General features: G+C 65.2%; 16 protein-coding genes. 3 read left to right on the forward strand and 13 right to left on the reverse strand.

The genetic code is table 11. The annotated features are described in order from the left end of the window. Positions 1 to 260 precede the first annotated feature (260 nt). Both ACWEKR_RS31595 and ACWEKR_RS31600 read left to right on the forward strand, forming a co-directional pair. The gene (locus tag ACWEKR_RS31595; protein WP_452357581.1) at positions 261 to 1,502 is read left to right on the forward strand and encodes a radical SAM protein; all 1,242 of its coding nucleotides are present in this window, start codon (positions 261 to 263) and stop codon (positions 1,500 to 1,502) included. Next, positions 1,499 to 2,875, forward strand: a complete 1,377-nt coding sequence (locus ACWEKR_RS31600; protein WP_452357582.1) for a radical SAM protein — start codon at positions 1,499 to 1,501, stop codon at positions 2,873 to 2,875. The genes ACWEKR_RS31595 and ACWEKR_RS31600 overlap by 4 nt, the downstream gene beginning before the upstream one ends. 893 nt (positions 2,876 to 3,768) lie before the next feature. Here ACWEKR_RS31600 and ACWEKR_RS31605 read toward each other — a convergent pair. From ACWEKR_RS31605 to ACWEKR_RS31655, 11 genes are all read right to left on the reverse strand, one after another. Beyond that, positions 3,769 to 4,641 (reverse strand): glycosyltransferase family 2 protein, encoded by an 873-nt coding sequence (locus tag ACWEKR_RS31605; RefSeq protein WP_452357583.1) that lies wholly within the window; start codon positions 4,639 to 4,641, stop codon positions 3,769 to 3,771. 199 nt (positions 4,642 to 4,840) lie between these two features. Continuing rightward, positions 4,841 to 5,710, reverse strand: coding sequence for an SAM-dependent methyltransferase (locus tag ACWEKR_RS31610; RefSeq protein WP_452357584.1), 870 nt, complete (start codon positions 5,708 to 5,710; stop codon positions 4,841 to 4,843). Between the two features lie 172 nt (positions 5,711 to 5,882). Then, positions 5,883 to 6,503: a TetR/AcrR family transcriptional regulator gene (locus ACWEKR_RS31615; protein ID WP_452357585.1), complete on the reverse strand. Its 621-nt coding sequence runs from the start codon at positions 6,501 to 6,503 to the stop codon at positions 5,883 to 5,885. Then, entirely contained in the window at positions 6,500 to 6,700 is a 201-nt protein-coding gene (locus ACWEKR_RS31620) for a cold-shock protein (RefSeq protein WP_452357586.1), read from the reverse strand. Before ACWEKR_RS31620 ends, ACWEKR_RS31615 begins: the two co-directional genes overlap by 4 nt. An 88-nt stretch (positions 6,701 to 6,788) precedes the next feature. Beyond that, complete coding sequence (locus ACWEKR_RS31625) at positions 6,789 to 6,956, reverse strand: hypothetical protein (RefSeq protein ID WP_452357587.1); 168 nt, start codon at positions 6,954 to 6,956, stop codon at positions 6,789 to 6,791. A 49-nt stretch (positions 6,957 to 7,005) separates the two neighbouring features. After that, the gene (locus ACWEKR_RS31630) at positions 7,006 to 7,878 is read right to left on the reverse strand and encodes a nucleoside hydrolase (RefSeq protein WP_452357588.1); all 873 of its coding nucleotides are present in this window, start codon (positions 7,876 to 7,878) and stop codon (positions 7,006 to 7,008) included. 176 nt (positions 7,879 to 8,054) lie between these two features. Further along, positions 8,055 to 8,648 carry a hypothetical protein gene (locus ACWEKR_RS31635; RefSeq protein WP_452357589.1) on the reverse strand — a complete coding sequence of 198 codons (594 nt, stop codon included), beginning with the start codon at positions 8,646 to 8,648 and terminating at the stop codon, positions 8,055 to 8,057. After that, a complete protein-coding gene (locus ACWEKR_RS31640) occupies positions 8,645 to 8,962 on the reverse strand; it encodes a hypothetical protein (protein ID WP_452357590.1) in 318 nt (105 codons plus the stop codon). Before ACWEKR_RS31640 ends, ACWEKR_RS31635 begins: the two co-directional genes overlap by 4 nt. 118 nt (positions 8,963 to 9,080) lie before the next feature. Beyond that, entirely contained in the window at positions 9,081 to 9,599 is a 519-nt protein-coding gene (locus ACWEKR_RS31645; RefSeq protein ID WP_452357591.1) for a hypothetical protein, read from the reverse strand. A 26-nt stretch (positions 9,600 to 9,625) separates the two neighbouring features. Next, complete coding sequence (locus tag ACWEKR_RS31650; RefSeq protein ID WP_452357592.1) at positions 9,626 to 10,087, reverse strand: hypothetical protein; 462 nt, start codon at positions 10,085 to 10,087, stop codon at positions 9,626 to 9,628. A 71-nt stretch (positions 10,088 to 10,158) separates the two neighbouring features. Continuing rightward, on the reverse strand, positions 10,159 to 11,013 hold the full coding sequence (locus ACWEKR_RS31655) for a hypothetical protein (RefSeq protein WP_452357593.1): 855 nt from the start codon (positions 11,011 to 11,013) through the stop codon (positions 10,159 to 10,161). A gap of 380 nt (positions 11,014 to 11,393) precedes the next feature. On the opposite strand from ACWEKR_RS31655, the gene ACWEKR_RS31660 reads away from it, so the two are divergent. Continuing rightward, entirely contained in the window at positions 11,394 to 12,728 is a 1,335-nt protein-coding gene (locus ACWEKR_RS31660) for a serine hydrolase domain-containing protein (RefSeq protein WP_452357594.1), read from the forward strand. Here the strand turns inward: ACWEKR_RS31660 and ACWEKR_RS31665 are convergent. Next, positions 12,709 to 13,896, reverse strand: coding sequence for a helix-turn-helix domain-containing protein (locus tag ACWEKR_RS31665; protein ID WP_452357595.1), 1,188 nt, complete (start codon positions 13,894 to 13,896; stop codon positions 12,709 to 12,711). The two genes, ACWEKR_RS31660 and ACWEKR_RS31665, sit on opposite strands and share 20 nt — an antisense overlap. Before the next feature lie 100 nt (positions 13,897 to 13,996). Further along, a complete protein-coding gene (mobF, locus tag ACWEKR_RS31670; protein ID WP_452357596.1) occupies positions 13,997 to 20,020 on the reverse strand; it encodes a MobF family relaxase in 6,024 nt (2,007 codons plus the stop codon). Positions 20,021 to 20,290: the final 270 nt, after the last annotated feature.

Here is a 20,290-nt window from a genome sequence, read left to right on the forward strand (position 1 = left end):
CAAAGCCACACACTTCCTCGCGTTCCTCACCCTCGCCGCGGCGCTGACCTGCTTCAAGAAGCTGACGAAACGCACCACATGAGACGTGGTCTAAGGGACCACGCTTTCGGTGAATCTATGCCATTGCTCCGCGCATTTCGTGAAACGACAGTGCCCAATCAAAATAGGAATCGACTGCTTTGGAAAAATGGAAATCTGCTTCGGTCATTTCCGTCGCTACGGGTCCGATCGAGCCTGTCGGTTGCCCCTTACGTCTGGTCGTGGATGCGGTCAACGAGTGCAACCTTCGATGCAACTACTGCCATCCTGGGAAAGTGTGGCTCGAGCAGCAACTCCCGGCTGCGGTGGTCATCGACGCGCTTGCTGCCGCCGAGGATGCGGGGATCCTCGAGATCGTCTTGACGGGTGGCGAAGTAACGCTGCATAAGAACCTGCCTGAGCTTCTCGACGCCACGCACGGGCTTGAGCGGTGCGCATCCACGCTGATTACGAACGCAACGAAGCTGACTGAGCAGATACTACGAAATCTCGCAGCATCGAATCTGACGCGCATATGCACCAGCGTCGACGGGATCACCAACGAACTGCATGGGTCCGCGCGAGGGAAAAACCTGCCGATTGTACTTGAAGGTCTGCAGCGCCTGCACGACACCGGTAAACCGATCACCGTGATCACGGTGGTCCACCAGGGCAACTGGCGGCGAGTGATCGAGTTGAGCGACTACCTAGCCGAATCGGGACTGGCGACCCAGCATCACCTGTGCGCTCCAAGCTTTTCCGGCCAAGCCCGGCGACACTATCCGCGGCTCGCTCTGCGAGAGAACGACTTCCATGAAGTACAAGCCCTCGTCGATCGCCACCACCATCGCCTGCTCCACCAGGGGCTGTACCTGACGTTCAACTCCATGTGGCCGGCCACTGGTATCCGGCCCCTAACGGTCAACCCGGGCCGGACCATCACCCTGCAGCAGCTGTCCGAACAGGTCAAAGACACCCTCTGCAACATCCGCCCGAACGGAGAGTTCCGGCTGCAGGCCGCGACATGGGGCCGCGAGATGGTTGGAAACGCCGTAATCGGCTCGATCCACGATCGACCGGTCTCAGACCTCTTGGCTGCTGCGCAGTCGCTGCTGACCGACGGCGACGCCTGGCAACTGCCACGCACCGTCGAGGCGCAGCACAAGTTCCAACTCGGCGTCGCCGCCGACGAAGACATCACCGATCAGCTCATCGGACGCACCGACAATGCGCCGCCGAACATCGAGATGACCCCGATCACGAGCGTCGACCAGCACTGGCTCATGAGTAACCCGCTGAATACCTCGGCAGTTGCAGCGCAGCTGCGCACCGACCCATCCAACAAGCGCATCGTGCAACACCCCACCGGCACCGTGCTCGTCTTCGACCGACAACGATCGCTGATCACGCTGCTCAGGCCCTCCGAATGGCAGGCGGTCCGCGACGAACTTGCGACGGCCATCACCGAAGCGAGCCCAGCATGACCACCCCTCTGCGAACGGCGTTCCAGGTGCTGCACGCCGATGAGCGACTCGCCCAACTCACCGACAACGCGATCAACTCGGCGCCCCGCGACGAAGCCGTTCGGGCAGCGATCCTGCGGCACCTCGCCGAACCCTCAACGCCGGCGGCCGCCGTAGCCGCAGGCGTGGACACCGGGTTGGACACAGTACGTGCGGCATACCGCTTCTGCCGGGAAGCGCCGGCCATCAGGCAGCTCGTCGACTCCATGTACTACCCGCACCGGCTGCGATGGGCCTTCGCTGCGGCAACGGTCAAGCAGTGGCGACAAGCCCCCGAACGTCCCGGCCTCATCCGTGCCAGGCAACCAGTCCTGTCGGACACTGTCGAAATTCACCCGACCCGGGGCACCTGCAACTACGGCTGCGTGATGTGCCTGTGGTCAGATCAACAGAAACTCACCTACGCCACGAAAAAACTCGACACCGACGGCCTGATGACCACCGCTGAGTGGAGCCGTGTGCTACGCGAATTGCGGGACAACAATGTGAGTCGACTTGTCGTCTCTGGCGGTGGCGAAGCACTGCTTAACCCCGATCTACCGCACCTTCTCGATAACGCAGCCGAGCTAGGATTCGAAATCCACGTTTACTCCACTGGATTCAGCATCCGACCGGGCACGCATCTCTTTCATGCGTTGCTGCGGTGCCAGCGTGTCCGGTTCAGCATCCATTCCCCAGACGCCGCCACATATGACCGCGTCGCCCGCATACGGCCCAAACTGCGCGCCCTCGAGCGCGTCACCGGTAATCTCGCAGCCCTACTTGGCGAGCGCGATAACCGCCTTGCTGTCGGAATCGGATTTGTGGTTCAGCCGATCAACCACCACCAGATCACCGCCATGGCTGAGTTCGCAGACGAACTCGGCGCCGACTGGCTGGACATACGCAAGGATGAGGTCGACGTCACTGACGGACTCACCATCGACCAACTCGCCAACGTCCGCGACCAGCTGCGCACGATCCGAAGCAACCCGCCACCACACACCCGAATCGACATCGCCGACGAACTTGTCGCCCTCGCGAACGGACAAATGCCCGACCGCACTCGCACCGACGAATGCCTCGCCCGCTACTTCCGACCCACCATTGGCGCCTACGGCCACCTCACACCCTGCGATCTCAAAGCCGAACCCCGCTTCGCGCAATCCGGCTATGACCTCGGGTCGGTTAAACGGACACGAATCCTGGATGTCGTATCGACATCAGCGCAACATCCAGTCCCCGACGACTGCGACCAATGCATGCCCTCTTCGCGAACCGGGAACCACATCTTGCACAAGCTGCTTGCCGACCTCGACACCGGAATTCAACTAATAGAGCAGGCATTCGCCTGACAAGCAGGTGCGAGATGTCAGAGCGGTCCACTTCAGTCTGATGGTTACGGCAACCCCATCACCCCGCAGCACACCTACCAGATGCTGGCTAAAGCGCCCGTCCGGGCGCGCCGCTAGCTGTATGCGGAGTGATGTTCCGGCCAAACCTGTGACTGGCCACTAGCGTCGAGAACGGCGTGGTCACCCACCGCAGGATGGTCGTGCTCGCCACACTCGCCGCGGTGCGGTCCTGTCGTGCGAACCACTGCTGGCCGGTCGACCTCGACCGATTCGTTCACTCGCACCTGCCCCGGCGGCCGCGGCCGCCGCTGGCGTGATGACGCGGACCGGTTCGAATGCGCATGCGGCGGCGAATGCGCCGACTGGCGACCCGAGACGACGATCGGCAGCGCCGCTACTCTCCCGCCGGAGTGTGCGACGGCCCCCGGGAGCATGCCGCCGGGGGCCGTGCTGGGGTGTTGGACTCGAAGGCTGCGGCTGCTCAGCGGTCGACGAGTGTTCGGTGGGGGTGGGAGCCCCGAACGATGCGGTGCAACAGGACCTGGGCGTGCTGCACCGGAACTTATTGCCGCCGTCATTTCTTCATCGACGGGACTTTATAGCCCGGCCGGGACCAGCCAGTGGTGGCTGGCGCGCTGACCGGCACACGCCATCGCCATGCAACCCGGAGTTTCTCAATCTGACCACGGTGCTGATGCGCTTCGGGACGGTGACTCTGGCCTGGTCCAGCGCATCCGACAGCGCACGCCGGTGGGCAGCCAGCGTGTTCTCCTATCACTACGGGTGGGTAGCCACCCTTGATAACCATCCCGAGGCGTTACGCGACGCGCTCGATGCGGCTGGGTTTGAGCGGGTCTTTCCGGACGATATTTGCGGCAAGCCTCGCGTCCGGCCTAGTGGGTCAGGCGCTGTGTGATCGCGGTCCGCAACACCGACAGCGCGCCCCGGACGATTAGTCCTGCTGCGACGACCGGAGCGAAGAGCAGCCAGGGAGAGCCTTGGTGGTAGTCGCAGTAGAAGCGCAGTGCGCTGCGGTGGTGGCTGCGGATCTTGCGGAATGGAGCGGAGCGCATGCTGCCGCCTTCGCGGTGCCGAATCTCGACGCTAGGGTCGAGTACGACTCGCCACCCGGCACGGTGCATGTCGAGCGCGACTTTGGTTTCTTCGAAGTAGAGGAAGTAGCGGGTGTCGAATCCGCCGATCGCGTCGAAGGCTTCGCGTCGAAACAGCATGCAGCAGCCGGAGATCCAGTCGACGTCACTGACCGCTGTTACCGGTTCACCGAAATACCTTCGGGTTGCTGGGTTTTCTGGCCACACTCCCCCCAGCAAGGCGTGCACGATTCCCATCGCGAGTGACGGGAATCGGCGGCCGGTCGGATAGGGAGTGCCGTCGAGCCGGGCTACCCTCGGTCCGATCATGCCGATCCGGTCGTCGGTCGCGGCCGTGTCGACGAGCGCGGCGACGGACCCCGGCGCCAAGCGGGTGTCGGGGTTGGCCACCAGGATCCAGCCTGCGTTGGTCGCGGCCGCGCCTTGGTTGATGGCGGCGGCCAAGCCGACATTTTTACTGTTGCGGATGACCGTGCCGCCGAATGCTTCGACGAGGTCGGCACTGCTGTCGGTGGAGGTGTTGTCGACACCGACGACATCGAGGGTGTAGGGCTCCACTGCCGCCGGTAGTGACTCCAGGAACGGCGGCAGGTCCTCCGCGCTCTGGTAGGTGACCAGTACGAGGCCGACGGTCTTGTCGTCGCGAGCAGGCATGCCCGCGAACTTAGCAGGTGCGCCACTGCCTCGCCGACTGCCGTCCAAATGTGGGTCGTGCAATGTTGTTATCCTCTCTGACCTGCGGAAATGTGACAAGCCGTGCGGTGTCGATGCTCTTCCCGCCGTCACGTCTTGGATTCGCCCATCGGGAGACCAGGTGCGCGGGCGCGGTAGGCCGGATGCCGGTCTTCCGGCTTTACCGGGTGACCATCCTGATGAGCTGGCGTGGGCGCGGTTTGTGCGCCAGACCGCCGAGGATGAGCCGCTCCTCGAGCAAGCGGGGCCGCTGCGCTGGCCCGGTGGGCCACCAGTCGTCGAGTTCGACCAGCCCCGGTTCGACGATTTCGAGGTTGGCGAAGTAGTCGAGGATCTGGCGGCGCGTGCGGGACCAGCCCGAGCCCAGCCCGGCCTCGGTATACCGGCGTTGCAGTTCGCGGGCCAGGTCGTGGGCTTCGGAGCCGTCGTCCGGGTCCCAGAAGTGGGTGATCGCCAGATACGAGCCGGGTGAGAGTGCGTCGATGTACTCGCGGGTGATGGCGGCCGGGCCGAGGGCGTCATCGACGTGGTGGAGGATGCCGCCGAGGATCAGAGCGATCGGCCGGTCGAGATCGAGGTGTTCGGTGATTTCCGGCTGCTGGAGCAGTGTCTTGGGCACGGTGAGGTCCGCGCGGACGTAACGGGTCCTGGGGTTGGTTTCGAGTAGCGCTTGGCCGCAGGCGTAGCAGACGGGGTCGTTGTCGACGTAGACGACGCGAGCGTCGGGATTCTCCGTTTGGACGATGGTATGGGTGGTGAGGGCGGCAGGGAGCCCGGCGCCAAGGTCGAGAAACTGATCGATGCCCACGGTGGTGAGGTAGCGGACGACCCTGTGCACCCAGCGACGATGCATACGAGCGGCGTCGGCGAGGTTGGGTGCGACTTCGCGCAGTTTGTCGAAGACGTAGCGGTCGACGGCGTAGTTGTCCGTGCCGCCGAGGCTGTAGTCGTAGACGCGAGCGATGCTCGCGCGGGTGGTGTCGATACCGGTCCGCGTGCGAACACCGGTGATCGGTAGGAGATCGGGCATATGGAACCTCCCCAGGAGGACTGCGGGCGTGTGGTCGGCAGCTCGTGCGTCTGTTCGAACGTGATTGCGTGTTGCTTTGTGGTGGTGACGGAGTCCGCATGGCGGTGATCGTTCGGTGGCGCGTCCCGGATGGGAGCCCATGCATGTGGGTGAACCCGGAGCTGGGATGGTTTCAGGCGATTCCGGCGGTACGCAGAACGAACTCGACCTTGTCTCGGCTTGTGGCCCGTGCCACCTGGAGGTCGCCGGTGTTTTCGGCAGCCATGCCGACGATCGCCGAGAGTAGAAACGGGATTGTGAGATCGAGATCGATGCATGGGTCAGGCTGGTGAGTGCTGCTGGCGAGTAGATCGCGGACTTCGTTGCGCAGCTGGTTGAGCCGCCAGATGACTTGGGCGCGACTGGCTGAGCTGAGGGCAGCGAGTTCGAGTTCCAGACGGATCCACCCCGGGCGGGTGATGAGGATGCACGCCCACAGGGCCAGTGTCGTGACGAGCTGGTCGTCGCTGCGTGGCTGGAAACATCCGATTCTTCGGATGGCGTGGCGGGTCAGCCGGTCTGCGGCGTCATGGCCGATCTGCTGCAGGTGATCGAAGTGGCCGAAGAATTCGCTGCGCGCGAATCCGGCGTGCTCGGCGATCCGGTCGATGGAGGTGGCGGTGTAGCCGTCGGTGAGCAATAGCTTCGTGGCTGACCGCAGCAACTGTTGACGGGTGTGGTGCTTGCGCACAGCGCGTGGTGGCGGCGTGATGGTGTCGGTGATGCCGGTGTGGGACGGGTTGGTGGCGGTCACAGCGGTTGAACCTGTTGCGCGGCGGGTCCTTTTCTGCCTTTGCCGATCGTGAATTGGACGCGCTGATCGGCGTCGAGGCTGCGGTAACCGTCTACGAGGATCGCCGAGTAGTGGACGAAGACGTCACTGCCACTGTCGCAGGCGATGAATCCATAGCCTTTTGATTTGTCGAACCATTTGACGGTTCCTTGTTCCATCGTCGGATTCCTTGTAGTTGAGTGTATTTGGAGGAAGCGTTGTTCTGAACTGGACCGGGGCAGTCGAGGTGCTCACGGGATTGCGGGCTCAGTTGTGGGTTGCGTCGGGGGTGGTGTCGTGGTCGGTGCCGTAGTGGGTGAGCACGTCGTGGGTGGTGGCAGCGGCGCGCCGATGCGCGAGGGTGGTGATGGCGTCGTAGAGGTAGAGCGCGGCGAGCGAGTAGAGGATGGTGGTGAGGGCGGTGCGGAGGGTCATGATGTGGAGATTCCTTCCGAAGCTGTCGTCGTGGTTCCAGGCGGGTGGGTCACTCTGCTGGTGGATGGAGGGGCAGGACTTCGGCCAGCCAGGTGCGGGCGGCGGGGTAGTCGATGCGGGTGGAGACTTCGATGCGGCGTCCGGCGGGGTCGCGAGTGATGCGGCCGTCGGCGGCGATCCGCACGGTTTCGGCACCGAATTCGACGGCCGGAACGCCGAGGGCAGCGGCGAGGGTGACCGGGTCGTTCATCCAACTGGAGGGCCGGTGGGTGAACCATTCGGTGGCGTTGGCGGCGACGAGTTGAGCCCATGGTGGCGCGTCGGGGCCGGTCAGCGACGCGTACAGGTGGGAGTCGGGGCCGACGGCCAGTTCGGGGGCGTTGGTGTGGGTGGACAGCACGCATCGGGGCCGGTGAGCGGTGCGCAGGACCAGCCCGAACGCGGCGGGGTCCATACGCGGGTTGTGTGACGCTTTGCTGGGGTTGCGGTAGCGGTCGAGCCAGCCGCCCTGCATGGTGAACTCGATTTGCTCGATGTGGTGGGGGCAGGTGATGAAGAACTCGGCGAGGTTGGAGACGGGCCCGCACCCGACCCAGATGATTTGGCGGGTGGAGGTCTCGCACACGCTGGAGAGGAAGTCGGTGACATCGGTGGGCACCGGCCGCGCCTCGGGCAGGTGGCCGTGCATGACGAACCGGTCGGCGGAACCGTCGAGTGTGCGGCCGGCGACGACGGGGACGTCCCGGCGGCCGATGCGGTCGAGAAAGGCGCGGGCGTAGCGGGCGCGGTCGTGGTTGGGGGTTTCGTCGTTGGTGACCACGATCAGGTTCGCGACGAGTTCGGCGGCGACCCATAGCGTCAGTGCGTCATCGAGGTCGTGACCGAGGTCGGTGTCCAATACAACGGTCTGGTGTTCGAACACGGCGGAACCAGACGGCCGCGCGACCGGCCAAGGCGATGGCGCGGCGGGCGCGCCGAGGGAGCCGTGGTGGGGTGGCGGATGCAAGAGAGAATCCCTTCGGGTGTGGTCGGGTTTGACTCAGCGGCGGTGCCTGCGCGACGTCGTTGAGTCGGGTGACGGGTTGCAGATGTGGTTGGTCAGTGCGAGTCAGGCGCGGGCGAACGCAACCCGCCTTGATCTCGGCCGCCGTCGCGGTGGGGCACGGCTATCAGCTCGATGCGCCGCGGTCGCTGGACAGGTGGCATGCCGTCGGCTCGGCGGCGGGGCTGGCGGCGACTACCCGTGAGAAGGCCGGTGATCAACGCGTCGTAGCGTCGACCGAACTCGGCGATGGCCGGTGTGAACGGGCAGTCACCCAGTTGGGGAGGCCATGTGGCGGAGATCGCGATCCACATGGAGAGTCGATCGATCAATTGCCCGGCGGTCACGATCTCGGGGAAGTCGTCATCGACAAAGACCACCGATCCCGGCCGGTTCCCCAGGTACCAGGTCACTTCGTCGTCGATCAGACGGATGACGGTGTGGTCCGGATCAGCCTCCACCCCTTTGAGGAGTCGGTCCTGGACGTCGCCGGGGTTGGAGAGTTCCACCCCGTCGAGACAGGTCATCCACAGCGTGACCGCGACTCGAGCGGCGTGTTCAAGATTCGTCACCGGGTTCGCTACGCCGTCCCAGAGCGCGACCAGTCGGTTCATGTCGGGCAACGGCGGCGTGGGCGGGTGTGTGGTCACAGGAGTCCTTCGAAGGTGTCCTCGCGTGTGGGGCCGGTGAGGAGGGCGAGTATGGAGCCACCGGGAACAGGGGTGGGGCGGTGCAGGGTGGCGCCGTCGTCGGTATCGGCGGTGACGATGCGGATGACCATGGTGCGGGTGGTCAGCAGCCGACGACCGCCGGGTAGATGGGTGGCGTCGGGGACGACGATCAGCCAGACATCGGGCTCGCGGCTGGCGTGCTGAGCCAGGGCGGCGATCGTGTGGCCGTGGGTGTGGTGGTCGAGATGTGTTCCGCCCCAGCGGTATCCCCAGCTCTGTGCGCGGTATCGCATGAGCGCACCGACACGGTCGGGTTCTGCCAGAAGCGGGACCTGCATGTAACCGAGGGCGATCGGCGCATCAGCAGACAACGGTGCGTCCGGGGGTCTCACAAAGCGCTCCCGGGATGGCTCACGACGCACCGCTGCGTGGGAGCGTCGAAAGCTGCTCGACCCGGGCGTTGTAGGCGCGCTGCGCGGCGAGTACCTCCACCAGCGTGGTTTCGTCTTGCGGATGGTGGGCGTAGGCCACCCACTGTTGCGCCATCGCGGACACCAGCTGACCCACCGCGATCTGCCCGGCGGGCACATCGAGCAGACCCGCGAGCTTCGCGTCGATCGTCCTCACACACCAGGTGATCTCGCTGTCGATCGCGTCGCGAGCCGCCCCGCTGGCCTGAGCCCGTCGGTGATGAGTGTCGATGATCGACACAGACAGCATCGCCACCCACTCGAAGCTGTGGCCCATTGCGGTAGCAGTGCCGGTGCGGGATGCGCGACCGCGCAACCATGTCTTCGCTCGCCAGCCCGGGGTTGTGAAGACGGCCCGCAGTTTCCGGTATTTGTGCTGGGCGGGTAGTTGTGCGGCGAAGTGAGTGATCCATTCCTTCGCCTGTGGCAGCCCGGCCAGGCTCGGCACACGCGAGTCCATGGGTCGTGTCGCTCCTGTTCTCGTTGTCATGGTGTGGGTCGGATGCCGCGCCATCCCAGGGGCAGCTCCACACGGCGGGCATGGATATCGGCCAGCAGATCGGCGTAGCCTTCCCGGACTTCAGCGAGGTGGAACCACGCATCGTGGCGCAGCTGCTCGTCGTCGCTGTGGCGAACGGTCCACCAAGCCGAGGCGTATGTCTGGGCGACATGATTGATCACCTCGCCGAAGGAATGGGTGTGCCTGCGTGCACCGTTTGGGCGTGGCAGGTGAAACACCGCCCACGAGTTGATCTCGCCCACGACCGCCATGACCTGCTCGTGCACGTCGACCGGGCTGAAACCGGCGGACTGATGCCGGCGATTGAGGCGCGAGGGCAGCAGCGTGGCGTGCAGATCGGCGAGGTCACGGGCGAACCCGATCAGCGGCGACGAGTTATCGGGGTCGAGGTGGCCGGAGATCGCGGCCAGCAGCTGCTCGGGCGTCAACAACGCTTCCGCGCCGACACTGCAGGCGACCGTGGGCTGTTTGTGGGCCGTTCGCTCCGACGGCGCGCGGTTCACGACAGCCTGCCCACGCGTTCGGCGGCCGGTATCGGTGGTGACGCAAGTTGTGAGGACAGTGTGCATCGGGTGAACGTGTGACCGCGCGCGGTGTAGCGGTCGATGTGCGCGCACAGCGCCGCCAGGGCTGCGGTCGGCGCGTCGTCACGGTGGCGAGACTCCTGCAACTCGACCATCAACTGGCCGTCGTCACACTGCAACAGGCGGATAACGCCTTGGTGGCCGAACGGACTGATACCGAGTTCACCGGCAGCCATCGCGGCGGCATTGGCGTCATCCGCCAACGCCATATACAACGCGTCCACCGGCTCGATCAACTCCGACCACTCCAGCCGAGTCAACTCCGCGATGATGTCGAACCGGGTCACCGTCGGAATCGCACCCACCTTCGACTCCGCCAACACGCGCACGTCCACCCGAGGTTCCACGGAACTCACGGACTCCGGCTCTGCCCTCCTCCCGCGGTCGCGATCGGTGGTGCTCTGCAGGTAGTAGATGTGTGCCTGCGGCATGCGCGTGAGCCGTTGGATAACCGCCTTACCGGACGGCCCGAGACCGGTCAGATGCTCGCGCGACGGCACGATGAGATGGCCACCGCCTTGGCCCTCGATCTCCTCCATCACCCGCCACAGCGACTGCGTGCGCGGCGAGCCGGGGTCGAACAGCCGCTCCAGATCCACGTTCCACGCTGCGGCGACGTACTCCAACCGCCGCATCACCGCGAGAGCAGGATCCTGACGATCGACCTCCGCGACAATTGCCCGCAGCATCCGCTCTGGCGTCATCGGCTCGATGACCACCTCGCCAGGGCCGAACGCGAACGAGACGGCGTACTCGTGTATCGCCCGCACGACGGCATCATGAGCCTGTGGAGTTGTCAGAAGTTCCTCTCGTGCGTATCCGAACCACATGGCATTGACTCCTCGGTAGTCATGGGACTTGGCTGGCGGAAGCGATACAGCCCGCCCTTTGCCACTGCGACGACGCACGGCATGAGGCTGCGGTGGCTCGCTTGATTGCGTGCTCTGCATCCCAGGCCCTCCTTGATCGGGGCACTCGGAGGACGGCTGACAAAATCTGGAAGCCAGCTCGCCCAGCCGTCGAGGTTAGGCGGAGGAAACCGGGACGGCGTGCTGAGTGCTGCTCCTACCCTGGCCTGCGGGAATGCGCTGTGGAAGGCTTTTGCTGTTGACAAAATGGTTGTCCACAAAGCGCGGTGATGACTTGTGGGATGCTGGTGCTCAATCGAGAGGAGTTCATGGATAGCGACTTCCAAGCGGCACTGTCGGCACGTGTAGTCGAGGCACAGTCCACTGCGCGGGTGCCCAGCTTGACGGTGTGTGTCGGCGCGAGGGGGGTTCAGTTGGCTGCCGCGTCCGTCGGTTACGCGGACGTCGAGAGTTCGATTCCCGCCACTGGTGAGAGCAGTTATCGCATCGGGTCGATCACGAAGACTTTCACTGCAGCCCTTGCTCTACTGCTCGTCGAACGGGGGGAGCTGGTTCTGGATAGTCCGGTAGGTCGGTATCTCCCGGGCACGCCCTTCGGTCATATTCCAGTTCGCATGTTGTTGTCGCATAGCAGCGGCCTGCAGCGCGAAGCGCCCTCCGACATGTGGCGGAGCATGCACGGACCGTCGCGAATCGAACTCCGCGATCTGTTCGAGCGTGTGGAATTGATCGCGGCCCCTGGAGAGCGCTGGCATTACTCCAACCTCGGCTATGCAGTTCTCGGCCAGATCATCGAAGAGATCACCCATCAGCCGTGCGACATCTCGATCACGGAAACTCTGCTCAACCCGTTGGGACTGAGTCAAACCAGCTGGGCTCCACCGTCGAATGCTGTGGTCGGCTACCGGCTCGACCCGCACGTCGATGCCGTGCAGCGCGAGCCAGTCATGGACCAGGGTGCGATTGGTGTCGGGGGCCAATTGTGGTCTACGCCTGGTGATTTGCTGCGTTGGGGTCAGGTATTAGGGGGCGGCGACGTGGCTGTGCTGCCCCTAGCGGTAGTTGAAAAGATGCACACGCTTCAGGTCATGGTCGATACGGTCGGCTGGACGAGAGGTTGGGGGCTGGGCTTGATATTGGAGCGGCGGGACGACCGCATCGTCGCTGGGCATACCGGCGCGATGCCCGGCTTCCAGTCTGCGCTGATGCTAGATCGTGCTACCGAGCTCACAGTGGTGGTCTTATCCAATGCCACCCGAGGAATCAGAGCCGCTGACCTGGCCCTCGAAATTCTGGAAAGGGCCGCAGAAGTACACCATCCGACACCAGCGCTGCCCTGGACCCCTGCAGCGCCTTGCCCGCAGCACATCCAACCGATTCTGGGTAGCTGGTGGTCGGAAGCTGACGAAGTCGTATTCCGCTGGGAGCGAGATGGGCTGCATGCGGCCCTTCTCAGCGACCCTGTAGCAGGTAGGACTCACTTCGTCGAAGAAGGACCAGGGCGGTTCCGTGCGGTCGAAGGCAGACTGCAGGGGGAGTTGCTGGAGGTTGATCGAAAATCAGGCGGGATTGAAATGCGCTGGGCGACCTACCCCCTCACTCGAACTCCGCGATGAAGGTCGCCAAGCGTTCCTTGACTGGCGATACCGTGGGACCTTGACAGGTGCGTAAACGCAGTTCGGCGGACCGAAACATGTGCAAGACCCGTGGCGTAACCGAACCGGCGGCTACCCCGCTGATCGCCTCTTCGATTGAAGATGCTGCGGCTTCCTGGTCGCCAATCCGCAGCTGGGCGTCGGCTCGCTCGAGCTGCCAGATAGTTCGGTTGCGCACGAAGACCGCCGGGCTAGCCGAATCCTGTTCCCGCAGGGAATTGATTGCGGACCGGAGTTGGCCCAGGTCCAACAGGGACGATCCTCGATGTCCAGCCAGGGCGGAATCATCGAACACCTCGAGCCAGACTGGGTCGGGCTCGGTCGGACGATGCCGCGACAACTCCGCCTCAGCGGTGACCAGCATTTGTGCGCACAGGTCGGCCTCACCCAACCTCGCGTGAGCGCGCGCTGCCATTGTGGAGACGAATGCGTTCAGTCGGTGATTGCCACTTCTCCGCGCCCAGGCCAGAGACGCATAGGCTCGCTCAGCACCGCGCGCGGGATCGCCAGTCCACGTGCTCATGAAGCTCGCGTTCGGCCCTCCGATGAATGCAAGCAGGTCCAACGCGCCGGCCTGTTCGGCGACGCGTTTAGCCGCAACGAAAGACTTGTCGGCCAGCGCGACACTACCGCGGTCAAACAGCATCCAACCCGCCAGTTGATGTGCCTCGGCGATGACGCGGAGCAAGGAACTTCGATGGGACTTGGCAAGCTGCGGAACGACCTTCTTCGCTGCGTCGGCGCAAGCGACTACCTCGTTAAGGTGTTCAGCGGCCATCGTGTGGTCCGCTGCGCGCACCCGCGTGATGAGATCGCGGAGCGTAGTCTCTGCCGAATCTGGCTCGACCACAAGGTGGCGTGTGGCCAGTACGCCAGATTCGGTGAACGGGGCCGCAAGACGACTCAACCGACCGCCTGCTTCCAGGACAGCGTCAAGCCGGACCACCAAATCAGCCTGCGCGCGTCGCTCCGCTTTCTCGATCCGCGCCAGCAGGTCATGGCTGACATGTACCAGCGGTGCCAGCTGTCGTAGCGATAACCCAGCAGCAACCCGCAGAGCACGAAGCTCGGCACCGAACAGTGTTTCCGCTGTGGCATGCGGTTTGAAGGAGCGAGGGGCTGGTCCCACCGGGCAATTATTGCGCGTGCCAAGCCCGGCGCACCAGCAAGGAAGGTGCTTCGTTCGTTACTCCGGCGTCGGGCGACGGTTTCGAAGGAGTTCGGGCACGTCATAAGCCCAGTTCGTCATCGTGCTGCCGATGATAGTCGGCAAGCGGACCGCTGAATTCTCGGTCGAAGTTGTTGTCTGGTGGAGCAGGTGGATGATGCTGTTCGTGCGCGAGTTGCGTCGCGTCAAAAGTGCGACGCCGGTGTTGTTCTGCACAGTATTCGTCTAGCTCCTGGTGAAGTTCGTTAATGCGCCGCATGTGAGCTTCGGCCGCGGTGCCGGTGTGCGTGTCGATCGGGCTTCGGCGATCGGAGAGAGCTGCTGGCTGGGTGCGCAGTAGGCGGTCCCAGTTGTCGGAGGTTCCCGCTAGGAGGATGGCTTCGCGGTTGGCTTGGCGTGCGGCATGGCGTGCAGTGGTGCGTTCGCGGCTGCGTTCGATTTGGTCGCTGACGAGTGTGTCGATTCGGGTTTGAAGTATGCGTCGTTGGCTGCGGCGGTAGCTGGGTGTGGCCTCGAGGGTGGCGCGTGCGTCGGCGAGTTCGGCTTCGGTGGCGTGGAAGGCTCTGGCGGTGGTGTGGAGCTGTTGGTCGGCGGTGCGGGCGTCGCGGATGGCTTGTTGCGCTGCGGTATGGCGTCGGATCAGTTCGTCGGTGTCTTGTGCGTGATCGGTAATCTGCTGGGCGGGGCCGTACAGGAAGTTGTCGGTGTCGGCGAGTGCGAGGCTCTGGCGAAGTTGTTCGGTGCGTTCATCGAGTTGGGCGTCGGTGAGCGCGAACAGTGGATTGTTCACGGCTGGGTCAGCGACGACTGCGTCGTCGGAGGGGGACCGCGACGCGGCGTCGGGTAGCGGGTGGTCACGCAGCCAGGCTTCGATCGCGGCGCGATGAGCTGGGTTTCGTGTCGCGCGCCAGTCGCGGCGAAGCATCGCGAGGGCGGCGGGTGCGGGGTTGGTGGTGGTGATGTGATGGCAGCGGGCGGTGATGTGGTGGGTGGGGTCGTGGTCAGGGATGCCGGGTTGGTTGTTGTCGCGGCATTCCCCGCACAGTCCGTCGTCCGCGCGGCGCGGTGGTACGGGGGTGGCGTCGGTGCGGGTGCGTTCCAGGCCGCAGGCCACACATCCGAGCCAGCGGGTGTTAGGGACGGCGGCGAGGTCGTAGTCCAGCGCATAATAGTTCGGGCGGTCGTCGGGTAGCGCCTCACGGTAGTAGTGATGCACGACGCCGTCGGGAATGATGCGGTCGTAGGGCTGGTCGTCGACATCGCCGCGGGTATCGACGTAGTCCTGCTCGGAGCGGCGGGCAACGATCTGTGGATCGGTGAGTGGGTCGCGGCGCTGTGCGGGGTTGATGTATTCGTGGTGATCGCGGGCTGCTTCGAGGCGTCGCTCGCGCCGATACGCCGGTGTGGTGGGTGTGGTGCTGGGTTGGTGGACGTGCGGGTCGGTGTCTGGTGTGCAGGCTTCGATGAGTGCGCGATGTTGGGGGTAACGCTCGCCGGCCCACCGAAGTCGCGCGCGGGCGACGGGGAAGCTGTTGCGGTAGAGCGTTTCTGCGATGTCGGCGAGGACGGCGCGTTGTTCGTCGGTGGCGATATCGCTGAAGTCGGCGAGCGCTTCGGCCGCGGCGGTGATCTGGCCGGTGTGCATCAGCTGCGCCACCGTGCGGAGGTGTTCGGGAAGCTCGGTCCCGGGTGCGTTCTCGGCGGCGGGCTCGGGACCCGGGGTTTGTGCCGCTTCGGCCTTGAGGCGTGGGTTGTCGTTCCGGGCGTGTTCGAGGTCGGAATCGTGCTGTGGGATGGGGTGATTGACGGGTTCGGGCATGGTCGCGGGGTGGGGTTGGTGGCTGGTGGTGCCGTTGGCTGGGGCAGGGTTGTGGTGGAGGAGGGCGTCGATGCGCCAGGCCAGGGCGTTGGCGAGCTGGTCCGGTCGCAGGCCGGTCGCGTTGTCCGGTTGGGCGCTGAGCAGTAGTTCGTGGGCGGTGGAGAGGATTTGGTGTGGTGCCCAGCCGGTGGCGGTGGCGCGGTCGATCGCGGCGACGACGCGGGGCCACGCAGAGTCGGTGAGGACGCGCGCGGCGGTCTCATCGCCGAGGACGGCGTGCAGATCGGTGATCCATTCGGGTCGCAGGTTGCGGTGGCCGGTGGCGGTGTCGAGTGCGGAGGGTTCCAGTTCCAGGCGTGACCACAGTGCGGCGGCGGGCATCTCGTCGGGCAGCGGCCGCAGTCTCGCGGCGTTGGTGAGGAGGGTTTCGATGTCGAGTCCGGCGCGGGCAGCGACGTCGATTTTGTCGGCGAGTACCGGCCAATACGGGTCCGCCACGATCCGGGCGTCGAGGTGTTGGAGGCTCGGCGCCCATCGGTTGACCGGTCGATGGACGTCACCGATCGCGTCGGTGACCCGCGCGTCGAGCAGCTGCTGGTACTCACGTTCGAGCACGCTGTATCGGGTTGGGCCGGTGGGACGTATGTCGCGGTCGTCGACGTGCAGGCTGGCGCGCCAGACTGCGAGTTCACCGAGCAGGTCGGGGTCGGCGCCGATGAGGGGCCGCGCCCAGTGCGGTGCCGTGCTCGGGGTCCACGACTGGGCGTCGGTGCGGATTTGTGTGGCGAGGTCGGTGATGATGCGGGCGCGGGCGGTGAGTTGAGTGGAGTCCAGCGCATCGCGCAGACCGCGGGGGATGCCGTGTGCCCACGGCAGCGGTCCGGTGCCGGTGGAGTGGGTGCCGGTGGGGTCAAGGCGCCAGTCCAAGACGGCGGCGACGTCGTCGGCGGTGTCGAGTTCCCGCGCTCCGGCGGCGGTATACAGGGCGGCGACCGGGTCGCGGCCGGACACGGCGAGCACGGCCAGATGCTGGCGCAGCACCGGGTAGGCGGGGCTATCGGTCAGGTGTGGACGCAACGCGTCGGCCGCCCCGTCGATGCGTTCGACCCCGTCGGGACCGAGAGTCGTTTCGGCTGCGACGCCGATCACGTCGAGGTAGATGTCGAGCGCGCGGCCGATTCGGGTGTGGGGATCGAGGACGTCGCGCAGTTGTGTGTGCGCGGACTTCTGCGCACCGTCGCGCCCGAGTATGCGCACCAACCCCTCAACCGCGGTGCGCGGGAACACCGCCGGTTCGCTCCAGAACGAGCCCTCGGAACCGTCCAGCGCGGTGGGGATGTAGGCGTGGTTGGCGTGCACACCGCGGGTCATCGCGACATACAACTGTTGGCGTGACTCGCCTCCGGTGAGCGCGACGTGGCACGTTTCGGCGGTGATTCCTTGCGCTGAATCGATCGTCGCCGCGTACCCGAGCCGTACATGCGCGGCAACGTAGTCGGCGGGCAACCGCACCCGGGCGCTCGGTTCTTGGTCCCTGGAGTGGACGCGGGTGGCGGTGAGACTGCCGTCGTCGTGGACGGCGGAGACGGTCCAGGTGTCGCCGTTGCGCACCCAATCGCGGGTGCCGACGCGCAGTCGCCTGTTGTTGCGGCGGGTGCGGATCGTGTCACCCACCGATGCGGCGAGACCGTCGGCAAGGGCGCATTCCGCTTCCACGGTGCTGCCCGCGCGGGCGAGCCTGTCGGCGCGGGCGCGGGCGTTCAACGCGGTGACGACCTCGTGGTTGGCGGCCAGCATGATCGCCGTGCGCCCGGCGAGGTGGTCGTTCATCCACGCGGTGAAGGCGTCATCGTGGGTGGCGCCGTGATGGCCGCCGTGCACGCGCCCGTTGTCCAGATACCAGCCCAGCGCTGCCGGATCACCCTCGCGCAGTTGCAAACTGGCGGTCGCTTCCGCTGCGGAGGCGAACCGCACCACGTGGGTGAGTGTCAGGGTTTGGTCGGGGGCGGCGGCGTGCATATCGGTGTCGGCGCCGCCGGCCTCGATCGCGGGCAGCTGGTGATCGTCGCCGATGCACCGCACCGTCGCGCCGCGTCCGGTCACGAACTGGAGCAGACGTAGGCGTTTGACGTTACCGAGTTTGACGTGCTCGTCGACGATCACCAACGTGCCGGAGTCGATCTGCAACACCCACTCCGGCAACGCGGGCGGCACCTCCCGCTCCAGGGCGGGGTCGTCTGGGTGCGGGGTGTGGCGGGACAAAATGTCGAGCAGTTTGTCGACGGTCTCCACGCGCGCGCCGATGGATGCGCCGAGTTCCGCGGCCGCCGCGGCGGTAGGCGCCAGGCCGAGGACCTGTCCGCCGCTGGCATGCCAGGCGTCGGTGAGTACCCGCATGGCGGTGGTTTTGCCGGAGCCGGCGGGGGAATTGGCGGTGTGCACCCGCAGACCGGAGGTGGCGAACCCCTCGACCGCGCTGACCTGCCCGGCATTCAACGGCCGCTCCGGGTGCGCGGCGTTGTAGGCGCGCACCGCATCTCCGACCGTTTCCGGCGAGAGCCGTCGGGCGCCGGACTGCACCGACAGCTCGATCAACGCGTGTTCCACCGACAGAACCCGCTTCGAGCTGTACAGCTGTGAATTCGCCGCGGTGTACACGCTCGCACCGTCACGGCGGCGCAAAAGCTCCGGCACATCGCCCAGTTCGGGCGCGTCGGCGATGTCGGGGTCACCGCGCGCGATCGAGTGGGCAGTCGAGAGCGCGTCAGCGACCACGGCCTCGGTCACCTGTTCCCACTCTCCGGCACGGACATGTCCGCGCACCTGCCGTTCGACTTCGGCACGGACATTGTTCGCCCGCCAGGTCGAGCGGTGCCCGGCGACCACCTCGAGCACCCGTTCGGCGGTGCGAGCGATCCACTGCGCCGAGACCGCAACCCGCGGCGTGCGCACAGGATTCAAGGCCGCGACGACTATCCGTGACAGCGCTTCCCGGCCACCCAGCATGCTCAGGGCCTCGGTTCGCCAGTCGGCGCGTTGCTGGGCCACTGAACGCAGGTGGTGTTTGGGCGCGCGGGTTTCCAGGGTGGCGCGCTGCGCCAACTCATACATCTCCGCCGGGACAGGTTCGCGCCCGAACCGCTGCTGGAAATCCGCTGCAAGCTCACCCACGCGCGCCTTGATCGCTGTTTCCCGCCGCGACCACGCTTCGATCAATCGTGCCGGAACGCCGACTATCTCGCGGACCGGGCGCTTGGCCGGATCCGCCGACGGTCGTTCAGCGAACTCCACGCCAACCAGGTCGTCCATGTGGTGCTCGAGACGGGTGTTGTAGATCTCCGACACCGTGACCACGGCCTGGTAGATCGCGACTCCGTCGAGGGTGCGCCACTTACCGTCCAGCGTCCGCACCCTGTTGGGAATCAGCACGTGCGTGTGCAGGTCCGGATCCCCGGCGCGGGAGTCGCGGTGGGTGAAACACGCCGCGACGATGCCCTCGACGTCGACCTGGCGCACCCCGTTGCGGCCCAACCGCGTGAAGACGGCATGCTGTTCGAGCCACCGCAAAGCGTCGCGCACCGCACGCTGATGCGCGAGTTCGATCTTGTCCGCGACCGCCCGCGGTGCGACAGCCCAGAGCGCCGACACGGATTTGACGGGCGAGAAAGTGATGTCGAAACCCGCGACCGCGGTCGTGTTCGGCCGCGAGTTCTTGGCCACCCACCCCGACAATTCCCGCGCATCACAGGGCGCGCGCCCATACTCTTCGCTGAACATTTCCGATGCGATATGGGTGCGTATTCTTGCTCGTTCTGCATCAGGAATGGCGGCGTGCGGGTCTGCTCCGTGCGCGACATTGTGTTGCTCGAACGCTTTCGCGCATCGTTTTCGGAACGCGGAAACCTCGGCGTAAATGCGATAGGGGTTGCCCAAACGTGACGCTTTGTCGGCCGCGTGTGCCGCATCCTTGTGCTTGGCACCGAGGCGTATCTGCTCGTCGTAGACCTCGGTTTCGACCAGTTCGGCGTTCGGGTGGCGCCCCAGTCCGAACAGGGATTTCATCTGCTCTTCGGTGACTTCCGCGCCATCGGCGATGCCGAATGTGCCCAATCCGGTGCCGTGCCACACGCCGGGTGCTTCTCCGTGCGCGGAGTAGTAGTCGGCCAAGCTGTCACGGCCACGAGAAGTGGCGTCGTGCGCGGCGACATTACGCAGGTAATACTGATAGCCATTGCCTGCCACGACTTTATGAATGGTCGCGGTCATATATCTATCAAGCGCTCGCGACGCCAATATCGCCAGTGCTGAATTTGACTATTTCTCAGCCAGTTGAACGTTTCCGCTGGTCGTTATCGAATCGTTATCCTAGATGCAAGAGGTGTGCTTGAGGAATGAGGTGAAGGAGACGGGTGCGGTTGGTGTGCGGGTATGAGGGGAGCAAAAAGTGGGTGCGAATGGTGGTGCGTAGGTGGACGGGGTGGGAGTCGGTGCGGCGGGGGTGGTTCGGTCGCTGTGGGTGATCGGTCGTCGGGTCTG

It is taken from the genome of Nocardia sp. NPDC004573, from assembly GCF_053602135.1.

Excerpts from the sequence above, each read along its gene's own strand:
- ACWEKR_RS31645 (WP_452357591.1), bottom strand. The coding sequence starts at position 9,599 with ATGGACTCGCGTGTGCCGAGCCTGGCCGGGCTGCCACAGGCGAAGGAA.
- ACWEKR_RS31600 (WP_452357582.1), top strand. The coding sequence starts at position 1,499 with ATGACCACCCCTCTGCGAACGGCGTTCCAGGTGCTGCACGCCGATGAG.
- ACWEKR_RS31625 (WP_452357587.1), bottom strand. The coding sequence starts at position 6,956 with ATGACCCTCCGCACCGCCCTCACCACCATCCTCTACTCGCTCGCCGCG.
- ACWEKR_RS31605 (WP_452357583.1), bottom strand. The coding sequence starts at position 4,641 with ATGCCTGCTCGCGACGACAAGACCGTCGGCCTCGTACTGGTCACCTAC.
- ACWEKR_RS31660 (WP_452357594.1), top strand. The coding sequence starts at position 11,394 with ATGCTGGTGCTCAATCGAGAGGAGTTCATGGATAGCGACTTCCAAGCG.
- mobF (WP_452357596.1), bottom strand. The coding sequence starts at position 20,020 with ATGACCGCGACCATTCATAAAGTCGTGGCAGGCAATGGCTATCAGTAT.
- ACWEKR_RS31640 (WP_452357590.1), bottom strand. The coding sequence starts at position 8,962 with ATGCGATACCGCGCACAGAGCTGGGGATACCGCTGGGGCGGAACACAT.
- ACWEKR_RS31620 (WP_452357586.1), bottom strand. The coding sequence starts at position 6,700 with ATGGAACAAGGAACCGTCAAATGGTTCGACAAATCAAAAGGCTATGGA.
- ACWEKR_RS31610 (WP_452357584.1), bottom strand. The coding sequence starts at position 5,710 with ATGCCCGATCTCCTACCGATCACCGGTGTTCGCACGCGGACCGGTATC.